Annotated in this window: 18 protein-coding genes; 13 read left to right on the forward strand and 5 right to left on the reverse strand. The window is 58.7% G+C overall.

Annotation, left to right across the window (positions count from 1 at the left end; translation table 11 throughout):
- Positions 1 to 82: 82 nt before the first annotated feature.
- Positions 83 to 1303: a CaiB/BaiF CoA transferase family protein gene (locus tag AC30D7_RS22340; RefSeq protein WP_490135507.1), complete on the reverse strand. Its 1221-nt coding sequence runs from the start codon at positions 1301 to 1303 to the stop codon at positions 83 to 85.
- Between the two features lie 13 nt (positions 1304 to 1316).
- On the reverse strand, positions 1317 to 2498 hold the full coding sequence (locus AC30D7_RS22345; protein WP_490135508.1) for an acyl-CoA dehydrogenase: 1182 nt from the start codon (positions 2496 to 2498) through the stop codon (positions 1317 to 1319).
- Between the two features lie 157 nt (positions 2499 to 2655).
- Between AC30D7_RS22345 and AC30D7_RS22350 the strand changes: the two genes are divergently transcribed.
- The 10 genes from AC30D7_RS22350 (at position 2656) to AC30D7_RS22395 (ending at position 12511) form a co-directional block, all read left to right on the forward strand.
- The gene (locus tag AC30D7_RS22350) at positions 2656 to 3555 is read left to right on the forward strand and encodes a LysR family transcriptional regulator (RefSeq protein WP_490135509.1); all 900 of its coding nucleotides are present in this window, start codon (positions 2656 to 2658) and stop codon (positions 3553 to 3555) included.
- A gap of 435 nt (positions 3556 to 3990) precedes the next feature.
- A complete protein-coding gene (locus AC30D7_RS22355; protein WP_490135510.1) occupies positions 3991 to 5112 on the forward strand; it encodes a Re/Si-specific NAD(P)(+) transhydrogenase subunit alpha in 1122 nt (373 codons plus the stop codon).
- A gap of 15 nt (positions 5113 to 5127) precedes the next feature.
- Positions 5128 to 5451 carry an NAD(P) transhydrogenase subunit alpha part 2 gene (locus tag AC30D7_RS22360; protein WP_490135511.1) on the forward strand — a complete coding sequence of 108 codons (324 nt, stop codon included), beginning with the start codon at positions 5128 to 5130 and terminating at the stop codon, positions 5449 to 5451.
- Entirely contained in the window at positions 5451 to 6899 is a 1449-nt protein-coding gene (locus AC30D7_RS22365) for an NAD(P)(+) transhydrogenase (Re/Si-specific) subunit beta (protein WP_490135512.1), read from the forward strand. Before AC30D7_RS22360 ends, AC30D7_RS22365 begins: the two co-directional genes overlap by 1 nt.
- 188 nt (positions 6900 to 7087) lie before the next feature.
- Positions 7088 to 8581: a succinyl-CoA:acetate CoA-transferase ScpC gene (gene scpC, locus AC30D7_RS22370; RefSeq protein WP_490135513.1), complete on the forward strand. Its 1494-nt coding sequence runs from the start codon at positions 7088 to 7090 to the stop codon at positions 8579 to 8581.
- A gap of 325 nt (positions 8582 to 8906) precedes the next feature.
- Positions 8907 to 9122: a DUF1127 domain-containing protein gene (locus tag AC30D7_RS22375; RefSeq protein WP_007902752.1), complete on the forward strand. Its 216-nt coding sequence runs from the start codon at positions 8907 to 8909 to the stop codon at positions 9120 to 9122.
- 340 nt (positions 9123 to 9462) lie between these two features.
- Positions 9463 to 9780 (forward strand): DUF2388 domain-containing protein, encoded by a 318-nt coding sequence (locus AC30D7_RS22380; protein WP_028940050.1) that lies wholly within the window; start codon positions 9463 to 9465, stop codon positions 9778 to 9780.
- Positions 9781 to 9887: 107 nt separating this feature from the next.
- Positions 9888 to 10205: a DUF2388 domain-containing protein gene (locus AC30D7_RS22385; RefSeq protein ID WP_018927233.1), complete on the forward strand. Its 318-nt coding sequence runs from the start codon at positions 9888 to 9890 to the stop codon at positions 10203 to 10205.
- Between the two features lie 27 nt (positions 10206 to 10232).
- Positions 10233 to 10553 (forward strand): DUF2388 domain-containing protein, encoded by a 321-nt coding sequence (locus tag AC30D7_RS22390; RefSeq protein ID WP_018927234.1) that lies wholly within the window; start codon positions 10233 to 10235, stop codon positions 10551 to 10553.
- On the forward strand, positions 10550 to 12511 hold the full coding sequence (locus AC30D7_RS22395; protein ID WP_019651181.1) for an Lnb N-terminal periplasmic domain-containing protein: 1962 nt from the start codon (positions 10550 to 10552) through the stop codon (positions 12509 to 12511). The genes AC30D7_RS22390 and AC30D7_RS22395 overlap by 4 nt, the downstream gene beginning before the upstream one ends.
- Before the next feature lie 84 nt (positions 12512 to 12595).
- Here AC30D7_RS22395 and trpA read toward each other — a convergent pair whose 3' ends face one another.
- Both trpA and trpB read right to left on the reverse strand, forming a co-directional pair.
- Positions 12596 to 13408 carry a tryptophan synthase subunit alpha gene (gene trpA, locus AC30D7_RS22400; protein ID WP_258671839.1) on the reverse strand — a complete coding sequence of 271 codons (813 nt, stop codon included), beginning with the start codon at positions 13406 to 13408 and terminating at the stop codon, positions 12596 to 12598.
- On the reverse strand, positions 13408 to 14643 hold the full coding sequence (trpB, locus tag AC30D7_RS22405) for a tryptophan synthase subunit beta (RefSeq protein WP_007940749.1): 1236 nt from the start codon (positions 14641 to 14643) through the stop codon (positions 13408 to 13410). The genes trpA and trpB overlap by 1 nt, the downstream gene beginning before the upstream one ends.
- 112 nt (positions 14644 to 14755) lie before the next feature.
- Between trpB and AC30D7_RS22410 the strand changes: the two genes are divergently transcribed.
- Positions 14756 to 15649, forward strand: a complete 894-nt coding sequence (locus tag AC30D7_RS22410) for a LysR family transcriptional regulator (RefSeq protein ID WP_490135514.1) — start codon at positions 14756 to 14758, stop codon at positions 15647 to 15649.
- Here the strand turns inward: AC30D7_RS22410 and AC30D7_RS22415 are convergent.
- Positions 15646 to 15972, reverse strand: coding sequence for an ElaB/YgaM/YqjD family protein (locus AC30D7_RS22415; protein ID WP_019651183.1), 327 nt, complete (start codon positions 15970 to 15972; stop codon positions 15646 to 15648). The two genes, AC30D7_RS22410 and AC30D7_RS22415, sit on opposite strands and share 4 nt — an antisense overlap.
- A 156-nt stretch (positions 15973 to 16128) precedes the next feature.
- Here AC30D7_RS22415 and AC30D7_RS22420 point away from each other — a divergent pair, with 156 nt between their 5' ends.
- Together AC30D7_RS22420 and AC30D7_RS22425 are read left to right on the forward strand one after the other, a co-directional pair.
- On the forward strand, positions 16129 to 16344 hold the full coding sequence (locus AC30D7_RS22420; RefSeq protein WP_018927240.1) for a dodecin: 216 nt from the start codon (positions 16129 to 16131) through the stop codon (positions 16342 to 16344).
- 130 nt (positions 16345 to 16474) lie between these two features.
- Positions 16475 to 16699 carry a DUF1161 domain-containing protein gene (locus tag AC30D7_RS22425; RefSeq protein ID WP_018927241.1) on the forward strand — a complete coding sequence of 75 codons (225 nt, stop codon included), beginning with the start codon at positions 16475 to 16477 and terminating at the stop codon, positions 16697 to 16699.
- Positions 16700 to 16746 lie beyond the last annotated feature (47 nt).

Raw genomic sequence — 16746 nt, forward strand, 5'->3', positions numbered from 1 at the left:
ATAGCTTGCAGAAAGCCGGAAAAACACCCGTTTTCCTTCTATATAAGAGAGCAAAGGCACTCCCTTATATAGAAGAGGGACTTCAGAGCACCCCCGTCTCTTTGAAAGCAGCGACTGCGTCGGCATCCAGACCCAATACTCGCTGCAGCACCTCCAGCGTGTGCTCACCCAATAAAGGGGGGGCGCTACGGTACTCCACCGGCGTATCGGACAGACGTATCGGGCTCGCAACCTGCGGCACCATCCCGGCCAAAGCATGGGGCAACTCAATAGCCAACCCACGAGCCCTAACCTGAGGATCGGCAAACACCTGCGCCAGATCATTGATCGGCCCACACGGCACGCCTGCCCGCTCCAGTTGCATCACCCACTCAGCGGTGGTCTTGAACACAGTCGCCTGACGGATCAGTGGAATCAGCACCGCCCGATTTGCCACCCTTAACTTATTGGTCGCAAAACGCGGATCATCTGCCCACTGTGGCTGCCCAGCCACTTCCGCAAACTTGCGGAACTGCCCATCGTTACCCACGGTGAGGATGAAGTCGCCATCAGCCGTAGGAAAATCCTGATAAGGCACGATATTCGGGTGTGCGTTGCCCAGCCGTTTAGGCGCAACGCCTGTAGTCAGGTAGTTCATCGCCTGGTTGGCCAGACACGCCACCTGAACGTCCAGCAATGCCATATCGATATGCTGACCGCGACCGCCATGATCCCGATGTGCCAGCGCAGCCAGGATCGCCACCGTTGAATAGAGCCCAGTCAAGATATCTGTCAGCGCCACGCCGACTTTCACCGGGCCTGCACCTTCATCTCCTTCGGGGCGACCGGTCAAACTCATCAGACCGCCCAAGCCCTGGATCATGAAGTCATAACCCGCACGCTTGGCGTACGGACCGGTCTGACCGAAGCCGGTGATCGAGCAATAGATCAGCTTCGGATTGGCCACCTTGAGCGACTCATAGTCCAGCCCATAAGCCGCAAGACCACCGACCTTGAAGTTCTCGATGAGGATGTCCGACTTCGCCGCCAGCTCACGCACCAGTTGCTGCCCCTCGGGCCGCGTGAAGTCGATAGTCACCGATTGCTTGTTGCGGTTGGCGGACAAGTAATAGGCCGCCTCGCTAGTGTTTTCGCCATAGGCGTCTTTAAGGAACGGAGGCCCCCAGGCGCGCGTGTCATCACCATTGCCCGGGCGCTCGACCTTGATGACTTCGGCGCCAAGGTCCGCCAGGATCTGCCCAGCCCAAGGCCCGGCAAGCACTCGCGATAAATCCAGTACCCGTAGATGCGAAAGCGCGCCCATGGCCGTTCTCCTATTAATAGAACGCCTGGAGGCCGGTCTGCGCGCGACCGAGAATCAGCGCATGGACGTCATGCGTACCTTCATAGGTATTCACCACTTCCAGATTGACCAGGTGGCGAGCTACACCGAACTCATCGGAGATACCGTTGCCACCCAACATGTCGCGCGCCATACGGGCGATGTCGAGAGACTTGCCGCAGGAGTTGCGCTTCATCATCGAAGTGATCTCGACCGCGGCAGTACCTTCATCCTTCATACGACCCAGACGCAGGCAGCTTTGCAGCGCCAGAGTGATTTCGGTCTGCATGTCAGCCAGCTTCTTCTGGATCAACTGAGTGGCCGCCAGTGGACGACCGAACTGCTGACGATCCAGGGTGTACTGGCGAGCGGTGTGCCAGCAAAACTCGGCAGCGCCCAGCGCGCCCCAGGAAATGCCGTAACGCGCCGAGTTAAGGCAGGTAAAAGGACCCTTCAAACCACGGACATCCGGGAAGATGTTCTCTTCAGGAACAAACACGCTGTCCATGACGATCTCGCCGGTGATGGATGCACGCAGGCCAACCTTGCCGTGAATCGCCGGAGCGCTCAGACCTTTCCAGCCCTTCTCCAGCACAAAGCCACGAATATCGCCCGCATCGTCCTTGGCCCAAACCACGAATACATCAGCGATCGGGCTATTGGTGATCCACATCTTACTGCCGGTGAGGCTGTAGCCACCTTCCACCTTGCGTGCACGAGTAATCATCGCGCCCGGGTCGGAACCGTGGTTGGGCTCGGTCAGACCGAAGCAACCGATCCATTCGCCCGAGGCCAGTTTCGGCAGGTACTTCTGCTTCTGGGCTTCGGTACCGAATTCGTTGATCGGCACCATGACCAGCGAGGACTGCACACTCATCATCGAGCGATAGCCGGAGTCGACACGCTCCACCTCACGGGCAATCAGACCGTAGCTGACGTAGTTCAGGCCGCTGCCACCGTATTGCTCAGGGATGGTCGCACCCAGCAGCCCCACCTCCCCCATCTCACGGAAGATCGCCGGGTCAGTCTTCTCATGACGGAAAGCTTCGAGAACACGCGGCGCGAGCTTCTGCTGAGCGAATTGCGCAGCCGTGTCGCGAATCATGCGTTCTTCTTCAGTGAGCTGTTGATCCAGCAGCAGGGGATCGATCCAGTTGAAGCTAGCTTTACCGCCCATGAGTGAGTCCTCTCGAATCGGGTCAAATAACGTGGGTTGATCCTAGGCCGGGTTCGGCGCCCCGGCAAACGAGGATTATGCATACTGTTGTGCTAATTTCTCACTTCGAAACGTTGCAAAATCGCCTTTATACGAAGCATTAGTGAGGTTGACGTACATGCGCAGAAAGATCCCCAGCACAACAGCACTGATCAGCTTCGAAGCGGCAGCACGCCACGAGAGCTTTACCAAGGCCGCCCAGGAGCTTTCTCTCACTCAGGGAGCGATTTGCCGACAGATTGCCAGCCTTGAGGAGTTCCTCAATGTCGAACTGTTCCGACGTTCGCGGCGCGGAGTGAAACTGACAGAAACCGGGCTTTCCTACAGCCGCAGGGTAGCCACTCAACTCGACGCGGTTGAACGGGACACCTTGTCGGTGATGGGCCAACAAGGCGCCAATGCGATCGAACTGGCGGTGGTTCCGACCTTCGGCACGCAATGGCTGCTGCCACGACTCAAGGACTTCCAGCACAAACACCCGGAAGTAACGGTCAACCTCACCAACCGTACGCGCCCCTTCCTGTTTGCCGATACCGACTTCGATGCCGCCATTTATTTTGGCGACGCCGACTGGCCGGGTACCGAATCCCACAGGCTAATGGGCGAGAATCCGATGCCGGTGTGCAGCCCCACGCTGCTGGGCCAAAAAACCAACCTGAGCCCCAGTGAAATCGCCGAGTTGCCCTTGCTGCAACAGACCACCCGCCCCTATGCCTGGCGCCAATGGTTCAACTCGCAGAACCTGAATATCCCGCGAGACATGACAGGACCGCGTTACGAGCTATTCTCCATGCTCGCCCAAGCGGCAATGCATGACATGGGGATCGCGCTGATTCCTCCATTCCTGATTCAGCGCGAATTGGCGGAGAAGCGCCTGGTTATTGCCAATGCTCAAGCACTAGCAAGCATCAAGGCCTACTACCTGATGATTCCTGATCGAAAGGTCGAATCAGCCTCTTTGAAGGCATTTCGCGATTGGCTGATAAATCAGGCACACAGCTACAACCTAGAAGGATAAAGGCTCACACCAATTAACTGATCTCGTAGTCAACAAAACAAAAGCACTACAGATATAAGTATTTGTCGCATATTGACAGACTGTACCGAAAAGCAGCACAAACGTCCCACAAGCGTTTGAGTACGTGGCTTTGAGCCTCTATTGGCAAGCAATGACAACCTATTCACCGTGCGGATGTGTAAATTCTTGAATTTCGGCAAAAATCCTTAGAAGCCACGGCCTGCAAGGGACTTAACGGAAAGGTGCGACATTCGGTCACGGGGTGACTTGTAGTTAATTTTCCGTCACCCGTCATAATCCCTTGAAGGGCATAAAGTTCGCCTGCAAAATGCCGCGCCCCGCCCTGATTCGGCGGGATCGTGCTGATCGGCCGCCCCCAGTCGCACCATCCGAAGTGCCTGGGTTTACTCAATAAGATCAAGCAGGAGATTTGACGTGCACATTGGTGTTCCTCTCGAAACCCAGACGGGTGAAACACGGGTTGCTGCAACCCCGGAAACCATCAAGAAGCTGATCGGCCAGGGTCATAAGGTCACTGTACAAAGCGGTGCCGGCGTTAATGCCAGCATTGTCGACAGTGCTTATGAAGCGGCAGGCGCAACCATTGGCAGCGCCAACGACGCGTTTGGTGCCGAGCTGATTCTCAAGGTGGTCGCCCCCAGCGACAGCGAACTGGCGCTGATCAAGAGCGGCACCGTCGTGGTGGGCATGCTCAACCCGTTCAGCAATGAAACCATCGCCAAACTGGCCGAATGCGGCATTACCGCGTTTGCGCTGGAAGCTGCGCCACGTACTTCCCGCGCCCAGAGCCTGGATGTGCTGTCCTCCCAAGCGAACATCGCCGGCTATAAGTCCGTGCTGCTGGCCGCTCACTACTACCCACGCTTCATGCCGATGCTGATGACCGCCGCGGGTACCGTGAAAGCGGCGCGCGTGCTGATTCTCGGTGCCGGTGTTGCCGGTTTGCAGGCGATTGCCACGGCAAAACGTCTGGGTGCCGTGATCGAAGCGTCCGATGTGCGCCCTGCGGTGAAGGAACAAATCGAATCCCTGGGTGCGAAATTCGTCGACGTGCCGTACGAAACCGATGAAGAGCGCGAATGCGCCGTCGGTGTCGGCGGTTATGCGCGCCCCATGCCGGCCAGCTGGATGCAGCGCCAGGCCCTGGCCGTTCACGAGCGCGCCAAGCAGGCTGACATCGTCATCACCACCGCACTGATCCCGGGCCGCAAGGCGCCGACGCTGCTCAGCGCCGAAACCGTGGCGCAGATGAAGCCAGGCTCGGTGGTTATCGACCTCGCTGCAGCCCAGGGCGGCAACTGCCCGCTGACCGTGGCGGACCAGGTCGTGGTCTCGAATGGCGTGACTATTGTCGGCCCGACCAATCTGGCCGGTGCGGTGGCGGCAGACGCTTCGGCGCTGTACGCACGCAACCTGCTGGACTTCCTGAAGCTGGTCTTCAACAAGGAAGGCCAGTTCGAAGTGAACCTAGAAGACGACATCGTCGCTGCGTGCCTGATGTGCCGCGACGGCCAAGTCATCCGCAAAAACGCCTAAGCAGGGATTCAGACGATGGAAGAGCTTATCTCCCCCGGTATCTACAACCTGATCATCTTCGTGCTGGCGATTTATGTCGGTTATCACGTGGTCTGGAACGTTACACCTGCACTGCACACGCCATTGATGGCGGTGACCAACGCCATTTCGGCGATTGTGATCGTCGGCGCGATGCTGGCGGCCGCCTTGACCATAACACCATTGGGCAAAACCATGGGCACCCTGGCGGTGGCTCTGGCGGCCGTGAACGTGTTCGGTGGTTTCCTGGTCACCCGTCGCATGCTTGAGATGTTCAAGAAAAAAGCCCCGAAAGCCGTACAAGAAGAGGCGCCCAAGTAATGAGCATGAATCTGGTAACGACGCTGTACCTGATCGCGTCGATCTGCTTCATCCAGGCCCTCAAAGGCCTGTCGCACCCGACCACGTCGCGGCGCGGCAACGTGTACGGCATGCTCGGCATGGCCTTGGCGATCCTCACCACCATCGGTCTCATCTATAAGCTGGCGGCGCTCTCCATTGAGCAAGGCGGTGCTACCGCCGGCATCGGCTACGTCATCGTCGGTCTGCTGGCCGGCGGTACCGCCGGTTCGATCATGGCCAAGCGCGTTGAAATGACCAAAATGCCGGAGCTGGTCGCCTTCATGCACAGCATGATCGGTCTGGCAGCGGTGTTCATCGCCATTGCAGCCGTCGTCGAGCCGCAATCGTTGGGCATCGTTAAACATCTGGGCGATTCGATTCCGGCGGGCAACCGTCTGGAGCTGTTCCTCGGCGCGGCCATCGGTGCAATCACCTTCTCCGGTTCGGTGATCGCGTTTGGCAAGCTATCGGGCAAGTACAAGTTCCGCCTGTTCCAGGGCGCACCAGTACAGTTCAGCGGTCAGCACAAACTGAACCTGCTGCTGGGTCTGGCGACGCTGGCACTGGGTGTCACGTTCATGCTGACCGGTAACTTCAGCGCCTTTGCCCTGATGCTGATCCTGGCCTTCGTAATGGGCGTGCTGATCATCATCCCGATCGGCGGCGCCGACATGCCCGTCGTGGTGTCGATGCTCAACAGCTACTCCGGTTGGGCGGCAGCGGGTATCGGCTTCTCGCTGAACAACTCGATGCTGATCATTGCCGGCTCGCTGGTGGGCTCAAGCGGTGCGATCCTCTCGTACATCATGTGCAAGGCGATGAACCGTTCTTTCTTCAATGTGCTACTCGGCGGTTTCGGCAACACCGCGGACGCTGGCCCGGCAGGCGCCAAAGAAGCCCGTCCGGTGAAATCCGGTTCGGCGGACGATGCCACCTTCCTGCTGACCAACGCCGACACCGTAATCATCGTTCCAGGCTATGGCCTGGCGGTGGCTCGCGCGCAGCACGCCTTGAAGGAGCTGACCGAGAAGCTGAGCCACCGCGGCGTGACCGTGAAGTATGCGATTCACCCGGTTGCCGGCCGGATGCCGGGCCACATGAACGTATTACTGGCCGAGGCCGAAGTGCCTTACGACCAGGTGTTCGAGATGGAAGACATCAACTCCGAGTTCGGCCAGGCCGACGTGGTGCTGGTGCTCGGCGCCAACGACGTGGTGAACCCGGCAGCCAAGAACGACCCGAAATCGCCGATTGCCGGCATGCCGATTCTCGAAGCGTTCAAGGCCAAGACCATCATCGTCAACAAGCGCTCGATGGCCAGCGGCTATGCCGGTCTGGACAACGAGTTGTTCTATCTGGACAAGACCATGATGGTTTTCGGCGACGCCAAGAAAGTCATCGAAGACATGGTTAAAGCCGTCGAGTAAACCCCTTCGGCAACCTGAACGCCCCGACTCGTCGGGGCGTTTTTGTTTGCGTCTGTTACCGATCCTGTAAAGGTGTTTTGCCTGAAAGCACCGGAATAGACGCCCCGAATGCGACCTTGGTAGCGGGACGGGCACCGCTCGAATTCACTAGACTGCGCACCTTGCTTCCGTTGCCCGAGATAACAATCATGTACCGTGACCGTATTCGCTTGCCTTCATTGTTGGACAAGGTAATGAGCGCCGCCGACGCTGCCGCTCTGATTCAGGACGGCATGACCGTCGGCATGAGCGGCTTTACCCGAGCCGGCGAAGCCAAGGCCGTGCCTCATGCACTGGCCGAGCGCGCCAAGGTCACGCCGCTGAAAATAAGCTTGATGACCGGCGCCAGCCTGGGCAACGACCTCGACAAACAGCTGACTGAAGCCGGTGTACTGTCGCGACGCATGCCGTTCCAGGTGGACAGCACTCTGCGCAAGGCGATCAATGCCGGCGAAGTCATGTTCATCGACCAGCACCTGTCGGAAACCGTAGAGCAGCTGCGTAACCAGCAACTCAAGCTGCCGGACATCGCGGTGATCGAAGCCGTGGCGATCACCGAGCAGGGCCATATAGTGCCGACCACCTCGGTAGGCAACTCGGCCAGCTTCGCGATTTTCGCCAAACACGTGATCGTCGAGATCAATCTGGCACATAACCCTAATCTCGAAGGTCTGCACGACATCTATATCCCCACCTACCGGCCGACCCGCACGCCGATTCCACTGGTAAAGGTCGACGATCGCATTGGCAGCACCGCCATTCCTATCCCACCGGAAAAAATCGTCGCGATCGTGATCACTAATCAATCCGACTCGCCATCGACTGTGCTGCCGCCAGACGTGGATACCCAGGCCATTGCCGACCACCTGATCGACTTCTTCAAGCAAGAAGTCGCTGCCGGGCGCATGACCAACAAACTCGGCCCGCTGCAAGCTGGTATCGGCAGTATCGCCAATGCAGTGATGTGCGGATTGATCGACTCACCGTTCGAAGAACTGACCATGTACTCCGAGGTGCTGCAGGATTCGACTTTCGATTTGATCGACGCCGGCAAGCTGAGCTTTGCTTCGGGTAGTTCGATCACCCTGTCGAGCCGGCGCAATGCCGATGTGTTCGGGAATCTGGAGCACTATAAGGACAAGCTGGTGCTGCGCCCCCAGGAAATCTCCAATCACCCCGAAGTGGTGCGGCGCCTGGGCATCATCGGCATCAACACCGCGCTGGAGTTCGATCTGTACGGCAACGTCAACTCCACTCACGTTTGCGGCACGCGGATGATGAATGGCATCGGCGGATCGGGCGACTTCGCGCGCAATGCGCACCTGGCGATCTTTGTCACCAAGTCGATCGCCAAGGGCGGCGCGATTTCCAGCGTGGTCCCCATGGTCAGCCACGTCGATCACACAGAACATGATGTCGACATTCTCGTGACCGAGATCGGCCTGGCCGACCTCCGTGGCCTGGCGCCACGTGAGCGGGCCCGCGTCATCATCGACAACTGTGTTCACCCGGACTATCGCCCGGCCCTGAATGACTACTTCACTGCTGCTTGCGCGGTCGGCGGGCACACCCCGCATATCCTGCGTGACGCACTGAGCTGGCACATGAACCTGGAAGAAACCGGGCGCATGCTGGCGGTGTAATTGATACAGATAGCAGCTGACGCAAACACAGTTTCGTCAGCTCGCTGTTGCAGCATTCTTTTCAATCAAAAACTGTACTGCTGTACCGGTCTTTTCCTACCGTAATTGCCTACCTTTTCCAGCCTAATCCCTATAAACGCACCATAATGATGCAGATAGGTACAGTTGCCTCAATTTAGACCAGTACACCACCGTTTAACAGTTAACTGGTCTCTCACAATACAGGTGAACTGTATCTACAGAGACTGGCCAAACGAGAGGATCATTGGCATCAGTCAAAGTTAAACCACTACCTAATCCCGCCATAAGCGGAAGGATGTCAACCATGGAACGTACACTCAGTTCCGAGCTGTTCTTCGAAGACACTGCTGCAAAAACCCAGGCTTCCATGCCTTTGCGCGTTATCGCCAACCTGATGCTGTGGCAGCGCCGCATCTCCAGCCGCCATCAACTGGCTCGTCTGGATTCGCGTCTGCTGGCTGACGCCGGGATTAGCGAAGCACAACGCTACGAAGAGCTGAGCAAGCCGTTCTGGCGCTAAGTTAGCGTCGCTGGCTCTGACCCACCGGGTCCACCGCCAGCAACCCGAATTGAACAAACAGAACCCGTCGTGGGAAACCACGACGGGTTTTGTCGTTTTAGGGCTTCATATTGGGGGCGTACAGAAGAGAAAATCACCGACAGTGACAGTTTTTAAATATATAAAAACAACCAGTACAGTTTATTCTAAGCGTGTCTGCGCTCGCCTGCATGAACAAGCGGGACTGTTCTAACCGATGTACGCAGGCCTAATATCTGTATAAACCGTGGCGAACGCTTTAAGACGACAGGCGTCTGATCCTTTGCCACCTCACTATCGGTCTATCCAAAGGAGCTACCTCATGTCCCCCCTTCGCCTGCTCAGCGCTGCAGCCCTGCTTGCCATGACTGCCAATGCCCACGCCTCCAGTTTTATCGTGACCACCGACTCCATCGTTAATGGCCTGAAGGCTTCCTCCGACGCGACTTCGGATGTCTCGTCCTCCTTTCGCGACAACAAAATCGTCCGTGCTGCCCGTGACGATGCCGCCAGCTTCGTTGCCAGTGAAGGTGCCATCCGTGGCGTGAAACTGGAAAGCGCGCTCAACCATATCCGCCAACAGGCTCCACAACTGAATGCGACCGACGCACAGCTGGCCCAGGCCATCCTGACGATCTAGGCAACTGCGCTGAACCGGGGCACGCCCGTCGTGTCCCAATGTTTCGGCGCTGGCTCTAGCCCGGGCATTGCGCTAGCCTTGGGGCTCGCTTTCAGCTATCGAGCCTCATGCGTTTTCTTTCAAGTCTGTTGATCACTCCGGTTTTTCTCGCGGCCTGCTGGTCGGGTTCAGCCCATGCCTTCGACGCTTTCAACCTGTCAACACAAGGCACCGTAGCCAGTGGTTACGCCACCAGCATGGTGACCTCCGCGCCCTTCGACCATAAAATGCTGATCGCCGCCCGGGATGACGCTGCAGCGTTCATCGCCAGTGACGGCCAACTGCGAGGAGCACAACTGGAATCGGCCTTGATCTACCTGCGCCGGACCCAGCCAAAACTTCATGCCAGCGACCTTGAACTGGCGCAGGCAATTCTCGTCCAATAGTTATCCTTGTTTCTCCGGAGTCACTCCATGCGTAGCCCGCTGATTGCTGCCACCCTTGGCCTGCTGTTGTTGGCCGACGTGGCCCAGGCCCACACCCTGGTAGCCACCAGTAACATGATCATTCGTGCCTCCCAGCGCACGCTTGATTTCACTTCCGATACCACCACGTCCATCCGTGATTCGAAGATCGTCCGTGAAGCCCACGACGATGCGGCCAGTTTCGTCGCCAGCGAGGGTGAAATCCGTGGTGCACACCTGGAAGCGGCCTTCGACACCTTGCGCACCCGCGTACCGGAAGCCCGCGACGCCAGTGATCAGGTTCTCGCCGAAGCCATCCTCGCACTGTGAAATCACTAAGCGCCTGGCTGCTGGCCGGGGTTGTGTTGCTGCTTGGCAACACGGCCCAGGCCGGCCTGCAATTACGGCTCAAGACCGACGGCCTGAGCCCCGCGCAACAGCAGGCCAGTCAGGCGCTGCTCGATGAAGCCATGCAGGCGTTACCGCCACGCTTCATCGAGCAGCTGGACCGGCACATCGATGTCGGCTGGACCGACAACATGCCGAGCAATGCCTATGGCCAGGCATCGCTGGTGTCCGAGCTCGACCTGAATCGCAACCTGCTCGCCAGCCTCACCGACGGCAGCGCCGCGACCAAAAAAACCTATCGTCCCCACGGCACCGTGCGCCAGGAAATGCTCGCCACGGTGTTGCACGAACTCACCCACATCTACGACCGCGCACGCCTGTGGCCGGACGCCGAGCGCACACTGATCCAGCGCTGCACACAACGTAACAGCAGCTCTGGACTGATCGGCATCCCGGATCAGTGCCGCGGACAGACCGACCGACGCTGGACCCTCAGCGACGACCCTCGCCTGCTCGATCTGGCCGGCTGGCCGCAATACGTCGGTCGGCGCGGTGAGCGCGAACAGCACAACCGGCAGATTGCCCGCAGCCCGGACATCTACGAGACGAGCAGCCCGAAGGAGTTCGTCGCGGTCAACATGGAGTACTTCCTCCTCGACCCAAGCTATGCCTGCCGTCGCCCTGCGCTGTATCGCTACTACAAAGAACACTTCGGCTGGGCGCCCGCCGCCAAAGACACCTGCGCCCGATCATTCGCCTTCCTCAATGCGGGTAACGATTTCGCCAAACAGCCCTTGGGCCAGGTCGATCCGGAACGGGTGTATGCCGTCGACTATCTGCTGGCAGAAGCCAACCAGAACTGGGTCAGCCGCTGGGGTCACAGCATGCTGCGACTGGTGATCTGCGCGCCCGGTCGGCCTCGCGGGCCGGATTGCCGCCTCGATCTGGATCAACATCTGGTGCTGTCCTACCGCGCCTTCGTCGGCGACGTACAGTTGTCGAGTTGGGATGGGCTGGTGGGCAAATACCCATCGCGCCTGTTTGTGTTGCCGCTGGCCCAGGTGATCGACGAATACACCAAGACCGAACTGCGCAGCCTGGCCTCGGTGCCGCTGAACCTGTCGCGCAGCGAGATCGAAGACGTGGTGGAACACGCCGCCGAGATGCACTGGAGTTACGACGGCAATTACTTCTTCCTGTCCAACAACTGCGCCGTGGAAAGCCTGAAACTGCTGCGCAGCGGCAGCAATAACGCCCAGTTGACAGGGCTCGACAGCATCATGCCCAACGGCTTGCTGGAAGTACTCAAGAGCCGCGGACTGGCGGATACCAGCGTGCTCGACGACCCTCGCGAAGCGTTACGCCTGGGCTATCGCTTCGACTCCTTCCGCGAGCGTTATCAAGCGATGTTCGAGGTGCTGAAAAAGCATTTGCCGATCAAGCAGGAAAAGGTCGAAGACTGGCTGGCATTGAAAGCTGATGAGCGCCGCAAATGGATTGACCAGGCGGACCTGCGCACCAGCGCGGCATTGCTGTTACTGGAGCAGGCGAGCTTCCGCCAACAATTAGTGTTGGCTCAGGACGAAGTCAAACAGCGCTACCTGGGCGCTCGGGAATTGAACAACGGCGGCATGGATAAAGCCAACGCGACCTTGCAGCAGATTCTCGCCAATAGCGGCTTCCTCAGCCGTCCGGCCGAACTGCTCGGCACTGGTGGCTATGGCTTGCCGCAGCCGAACGAGTGGACACGCCTGGAGTCGGAAAGCAATCTGCGTCAGAAGCAGCTTCAAGTGCTGACCGGGGACCTCGACAAGGAAGTGCGAGCGCTGCTCGAGCCGAGCCGCGCTGCTGAAATGGCCGCCAACGAAGAGAACCTGAAACAGGTTGGCGAACATTTGAGGAAGTTGCACAAGGCTGCGGGTGGGTTGGAGTTGCCCTGAAAGCAAAAAGGGCTTCAGAACGCAGTCCTGAAGCCCTTTTTGCTGTATGTGCTGTGCCGCGAGGCACTAATTCCTCTCTTACTTTCAGCTGACCCGCGCTTTACGCACGCCCTCGGACAAGGCCGCGCACAGACTGAGAACACCCTCCACAGCCTGATCCGGGGTCGAGGCGTTGGCGATGTGATCGATCAGCGCCGATCCCACCACCACACCATCGGCCAGACGCGCGATGGCCGCTGCCTGTTCCGGTGTGCGAATACCGAAGCCGATACTGATCGGCAGATCGGTATGGCGACGCAGACGGGTGACGGCCTCTTCGACATGTTCCAGAGTCGCCGCACCCGCACCGGTCACACCCGCTACCGACACGTAGTAAACAAATCCGGAACTGCCATTCAGAACGGTCGGCAGACGCCCATCGTCAGTCGTCGGAGTGGTCAGACGGATGAAGTCCAGGCCCGCCGCCTGTGCCGGGTCGCACAATTCAGCGTTATGTTCTGGCGGCATGTCGACCACGATCAGGCCATCGACACCGGCTTCTTTGGCTTCAGCGATGAAACGCGGCACGCCGTACATGTGAATCGGGTTGAAGTAACCCATCAACACCAGCGGAGTCTCGCTGTTGCCTTCGCGGAACTCGCGAACCATTTGTAGGGTTTTCGCCAGGTTCTGTTTGGCGCCCAGAGCACGGATGTTGGCCAGCTGGATCGCCGGGCCGTCGGCCATCGGATCGGTGAAGGGCATGCCCAACTCGATCACATCAGCACCAGCACCGGGCAAACCTTTGAGGATCGCCAGGGACGTGTCATAGCTCGGATCGCCGGCGGTCACGAAGGTCACCAGGGCGGCGCGGTTCTGTTCCTTGAGTTCGGCAAAACGCGTTTGCAGGCGGCTCATCAGTGTTTCTCCTGCTTGGACTGCACTTGTTGAGAGTTTTCCATGTGGTGCATCACGGTTTGCATGTCTTTGTCGCCACGGCCGGACAGGTTGACCACCATCAGGTGATCTTTCGGCAGGGTCGGTGCGCGCTTGAACACTTCGGCCAGGGCATGGGCGCTTTCCAGTGCAGGAATAATCCCTTCCAGGCGGCAGCACTTATGGAATGCGTCGAGGGCTTCGTCATCGGTCACCGAGGTGTACTGGACGCGGCCGATGTCATGCAACCAGGCGTGTTCAGGGCCGATGCCTGGATAGTCGAGACCGGCTGAAATCGAGTGCGCGTCAATGATCTGGCCATCATCGTCCTGCAACAGGAACGTACGGTTACCGTGCAGCACGCCTGGTACGCCGCCGTTCAGGCTGGCCGCGTGCTTGCCGGTTTCGATGCCGTAGCCGGCCGCTTCGACGCCGATGATCTCGACGCTCTTGTCATCGAGGAACGGGTGGAACAGGCCCATGGCATTGGAACCACCGCCGATGCACGCCACCAGGCTGTCTGGCAGACGACCTTCCTGGGCTTGCAACTGCTCGCGGGTTTCCTTGCCGATGACGGCCTGGAAGTCGCGAACCATGGCCGGGTACGGGTGCGGACCGGCCACGGTGCCGATCAGGTAGAAAGTGCTGTCGACGTTGGTCACCCAGTCACGCAGGGCTTCGTTCATCGCGTCTTTGAGGGTGCCGGTGCCCGCGACTACCGGGATCACTTCGGCGCCCAGCAGCTTCATGCGAAACACGTTGGCTTGCTGACGTTCGATGTCAGTGGTACCCATGTAGATCACGCAATCGAGGCCGAAACGCGCGGCCACGGTGGCGGTCGCCACGCCGTGCATGCCGGCGCCGGTCTCGGCGATGATGCGTTTTTTGCCCATGCGCCGCGCCAGCAGGATCTGGCCGATGCAGTTGTTGATCTTGTGCGCGCCGGTGTGGTTCAGCTCTTCGCGCTTGAGGTAAATCTTCGCGCCACCGCAAAACTCTGTCAGGCGCTCGGCGAAATACAGTGGGCTTGGGCGTCCGACGTAATCACGCTGAAAGTAGGCCAATTCTTCTTTGAATGCCGGATCTTCCTTGGCTGCTTCGTATTCGCGGGCCAGATCGAGGATCAACGGCATCAGGGTTTCGGCGACGTAACGGCCACCGAACGCGCCAAACAGGCCGTTGGCGTCGGGGCCGTTGCGCAGATTAGTCTGGGTCATGGGTCGCTCCAGTTGTATTCGAGAGGTGACGATGGGGTTCACTCTACCCCTGACATCCCACGCTGAAAACCGATAAGATCGCCGCAACCTGTCAGAAAAACTCACAGATCCCATGAGCCATGACCTCCCCCCGCTGAACGCGCTTCGCGCCTTCGAAGCCACTGCCCGCCTGAACAGCGTCAGTCAGGCTGCCGAACAGCTGCACGTCACCCATGGCGCGGTCAGCCGGCAACTCAAGGTACTGGAGGAACACCTCGGCGTGAGCCTGTTCATCAAGGATGGACGCGGCCTTAAACTCACAGATGCCGGCGTACGTTTGCGCGATGCCAGCGGCGAAGCCTTCGAGCGTTTGCGCAGCGTTTGCGCCGAGCTGACCCAAAGCACCGCCGATGCGCCGTTCGTGCTCGGCTGCTCGGGCAGTCTTTTGGCGCGCTGGTTCATTCCGCGTTTGGGGCGCCTGAATGCGGACCTGCCGGATCTGCGCTTGCACCTGTCGGCTGGCGAAGGCGATCTCGATCCACGACGACCCGGTCTGGATGCCCTGCTGGTGTTTGCCGAGCCGCCATGGCCGGCAGATATGCAGGTCTACGAGTTAGTGAGCGAACGAATCGGCCCGGTCATGAGCCCGCGATTTGCCGGTTACGAAAGGCTACGAGACGCACCGGCAAGTACACTGTTGAGCGAACCCTTGCTGCACACCACCTCACGCCCACAAGCCTGGCCAATCTGGGCACAGCAAAGCGGCCTCGATGACAAGGCGCTGAAGTACGGTCAGGGCTTCGAGCATTTGTATTATTTACTGGAAGCGGCAGTGGCCGGGCTGGGCGTAGCCATCGCGCCCGAGCCGCTGGTGGCCGAAGACGTGAAGGCCGGCCGCCTGGTTGCGCCATGGGGCTTCCGTGAAACCCCGGCGCAACTGGCGTTGTGGCTCCCCAAGCGCGCCGCGGACGGGCGCGCTCGGCAGTTGGCGCAGTGGCTTAAAAACGAACTGCGCCAGACACCTTAATGACCGCGCTTGAACAATAAGTAGGCCGCGAGCAATCCCAGCGCACCAACGGCAACACCGGCTGTAGTCCAAGGGTGTTCCTGGGCGTAGTCACGTGTCGCGATCCCGGTTTCACGGGTTTTGACCTTGACCTCTTCATAGGCATCGGCAAGCAGATGGCGCGAGTGTTTCAGCGCGTTCTCAGCGTTGCTTTTCAACGTCTTGAGAGTTTTACGCGACTCGTCCGAGGCGTCGTCCTTCAAGCTTTCCAACGATTTCAACAGACTCTCGATCTCGGCTTCCATGCTTTGCAATGAGGCGTTGCGTAACGACGTGTTGGCCATGATGGCTCTCCTGCATTGTTGATGAGTGACGTGTGTTGGTTGGGACTTCAGGGGTTCGAGAAAGTGCAGTAAATCTGAACGTCACTACGGATTGGTCGACAGAAGAAATCAGAAAAATCACTGCTAGGCTGTATTTCACACCTCAAGGAGAACGCCATGTCTGACCATCACACCTACAAGAAAGTCGAACTGGTTGGCTCGTCCACCAGCAGCATTGAAGACGCCATCAACAACGCCCTGGCCGAAGCCAACAAAAGCCTCAAGTACATGGAATGGTTTGAAGTGACCGAAACCCGCGGGCATATCAAGGACGGCAAAGCTGCACACTTCCAGGTGACACTCAAAGTCGGGTTCCGGATTGCCAGCAGCTGAGTTTGAGCCAGCCGTCTGAACTTGCGCGCCGACTGAATGCCATAGGAAACAGCAAAGCGCTACAGGGTGAGCGCATCCAGTCGGTAGCTGGATGCCCTCCCTCTATTGATCCGACCAAGGAGTGCAATCCATGAAGAAGTTTATTCTGGCGGTAGGTTTGTTGAGCCTTGCGGGAACAGCCTTTGCCCAGGTCAAGTCGTGTGAAGAGCTGAAAGCCGAAATCGCTGCAAAACTGGACGCCAAGGGTGTTTCCAATTACACGCTGGAGATCGTCGACAAAGGCACTGCTGCCGGTGGAAAAGTCGTCGGGAAATGTGAGAAGGGCTCCAAGGTAATCGTTTACAAACAGGGCTGACTTCCCTCAATAACAAAAAGCCGACGCCATGGCGTCGGCTTTTTGTG

This window comes from Pseudomonas sp. DF5 (assembly GCF_058148225.1).

What these genes read in the sequence shown, in the direction of transcription:
- AC30D7_RS22340 (WP_490135507.1), bottom strand. Translation starts at nt 1,303, where the DNA reads ATGGGCGCGCTTTCGCATCTACGGGTACTGGATTTATCGCGAGTGCTT.
- AC30D7_RS22345 (WP_490135508.1), bottom strand. Translation starts at nt 2,498, where the DNA reads ATGGGCGGTAAAGCTAGCTTCAACTGGATCGATCCCCTGCTGCTGGAT.
- AC30D7_RS22350 (WP_490135509.1), top strand. Translation starts at nt 2,656, where the DNA reads ATGCGCAGAAAGATCCCCAGCACAACAGCACTGATCAGCTTCGAAGCG.
- AC30D7_RS22360 (WP_490135511.1), top strand. Translation starts at nt 5,128, where the DNA reads ATGGAAGAGCTTATCTCCCCCGGTATCTACAACCTGATCATCTTCGTG.
- AC30D7_RS22365 (WP_490135512.1), top strand. Translation starts at nt 5,451, where the DNA reads ATGAGCATGAATCTGGTAACGACGCTGTACCTGATCGCGTCGATCTGC.
- scpC (WP_490135513.1), top strand. Translation starts at nt 7,088, where the DNA reads ATGTACCGTGACCGTATTCGCTTGCCTTCATTGTTGGACAAGGTAATG.
- AC30D7_RS22375 (WP_007902752.1), top strand. Translation starts at nt 8,907, where the DNA reads ATGGAACGTACACTCAGTTCCGAGCTGTTCTTCGAAGACACTGCTGCA.
- AC30D7_RS22380 (WP_028940050.1), top strand. Translation starts at nt 9,463, where the DNA reads ATGTCCCCCCTTCGCCTGCTCAGCGCTGCAGCCCTGCTTGCCATGACT.
- AC30D7_RS22385 (WP_018927233.1), top strand. Translation starts at nt 9,888, where the DNA reads ATGCGTTTTCTTTCAAGTCTGTTGATCACTCCGGTTTTTCTCGCGGCC.
- AC30D7_RS22390 (WP_018927234.1), top strand. Translation starts at nt 10,233, where the DNA reads ATGCGTAGCCCGCTGATTGCTGCCACCCTTGGCCTGCTGTTGTTGGCC.
- trpA (WP_258671839.1), bottom strand. Translation starts at nt 13,408, where the DNA reads ATGAGCCGCCTGCAAACGCGTTTTGCCGAACTCAAGGAACAGAACCGC.
- trpB (WP_007940749.1), bottom strand. Translation starts at nt 14,643, where the DNA reads ATGACCCAGACTAATCTGCGCAACGGCCCCGACGCCAACGGCCTGTTT.
- AC30D7_RS22410 (WP_490135514.1), top strand. Translation starts at nt 14,756, where the DNA reads ATGAGCCATGACCTCCCCCCGCTGAACGCGCTTCGCGCCTTCGAAGCC.
- AC30D7_RS22415 (WP_019651183.1), bottom strand. Translation starts at nt 15,972, where the DNA reads ATGGCCAACACGTCGTTACGCAACGCCTCATTGCAAAGCATGGAAGCC.
- AC30D7_RS22420 (WP_018927240.1), top strand. Translation starts at nt 16,129, where the DNA reads ATGTCTGACCATCACACCTACAAGAAAGTCGAACTGGTTGGCTCGTCC.
- AC30D7_RS22425 (WP_018927241.1), top strand. Translation starts at nt 16,475, where the DNA reads ATGAAGAAGTTTATTCTGGCGGTAGGTTTGTTGAGCCTTGCGGGAACA.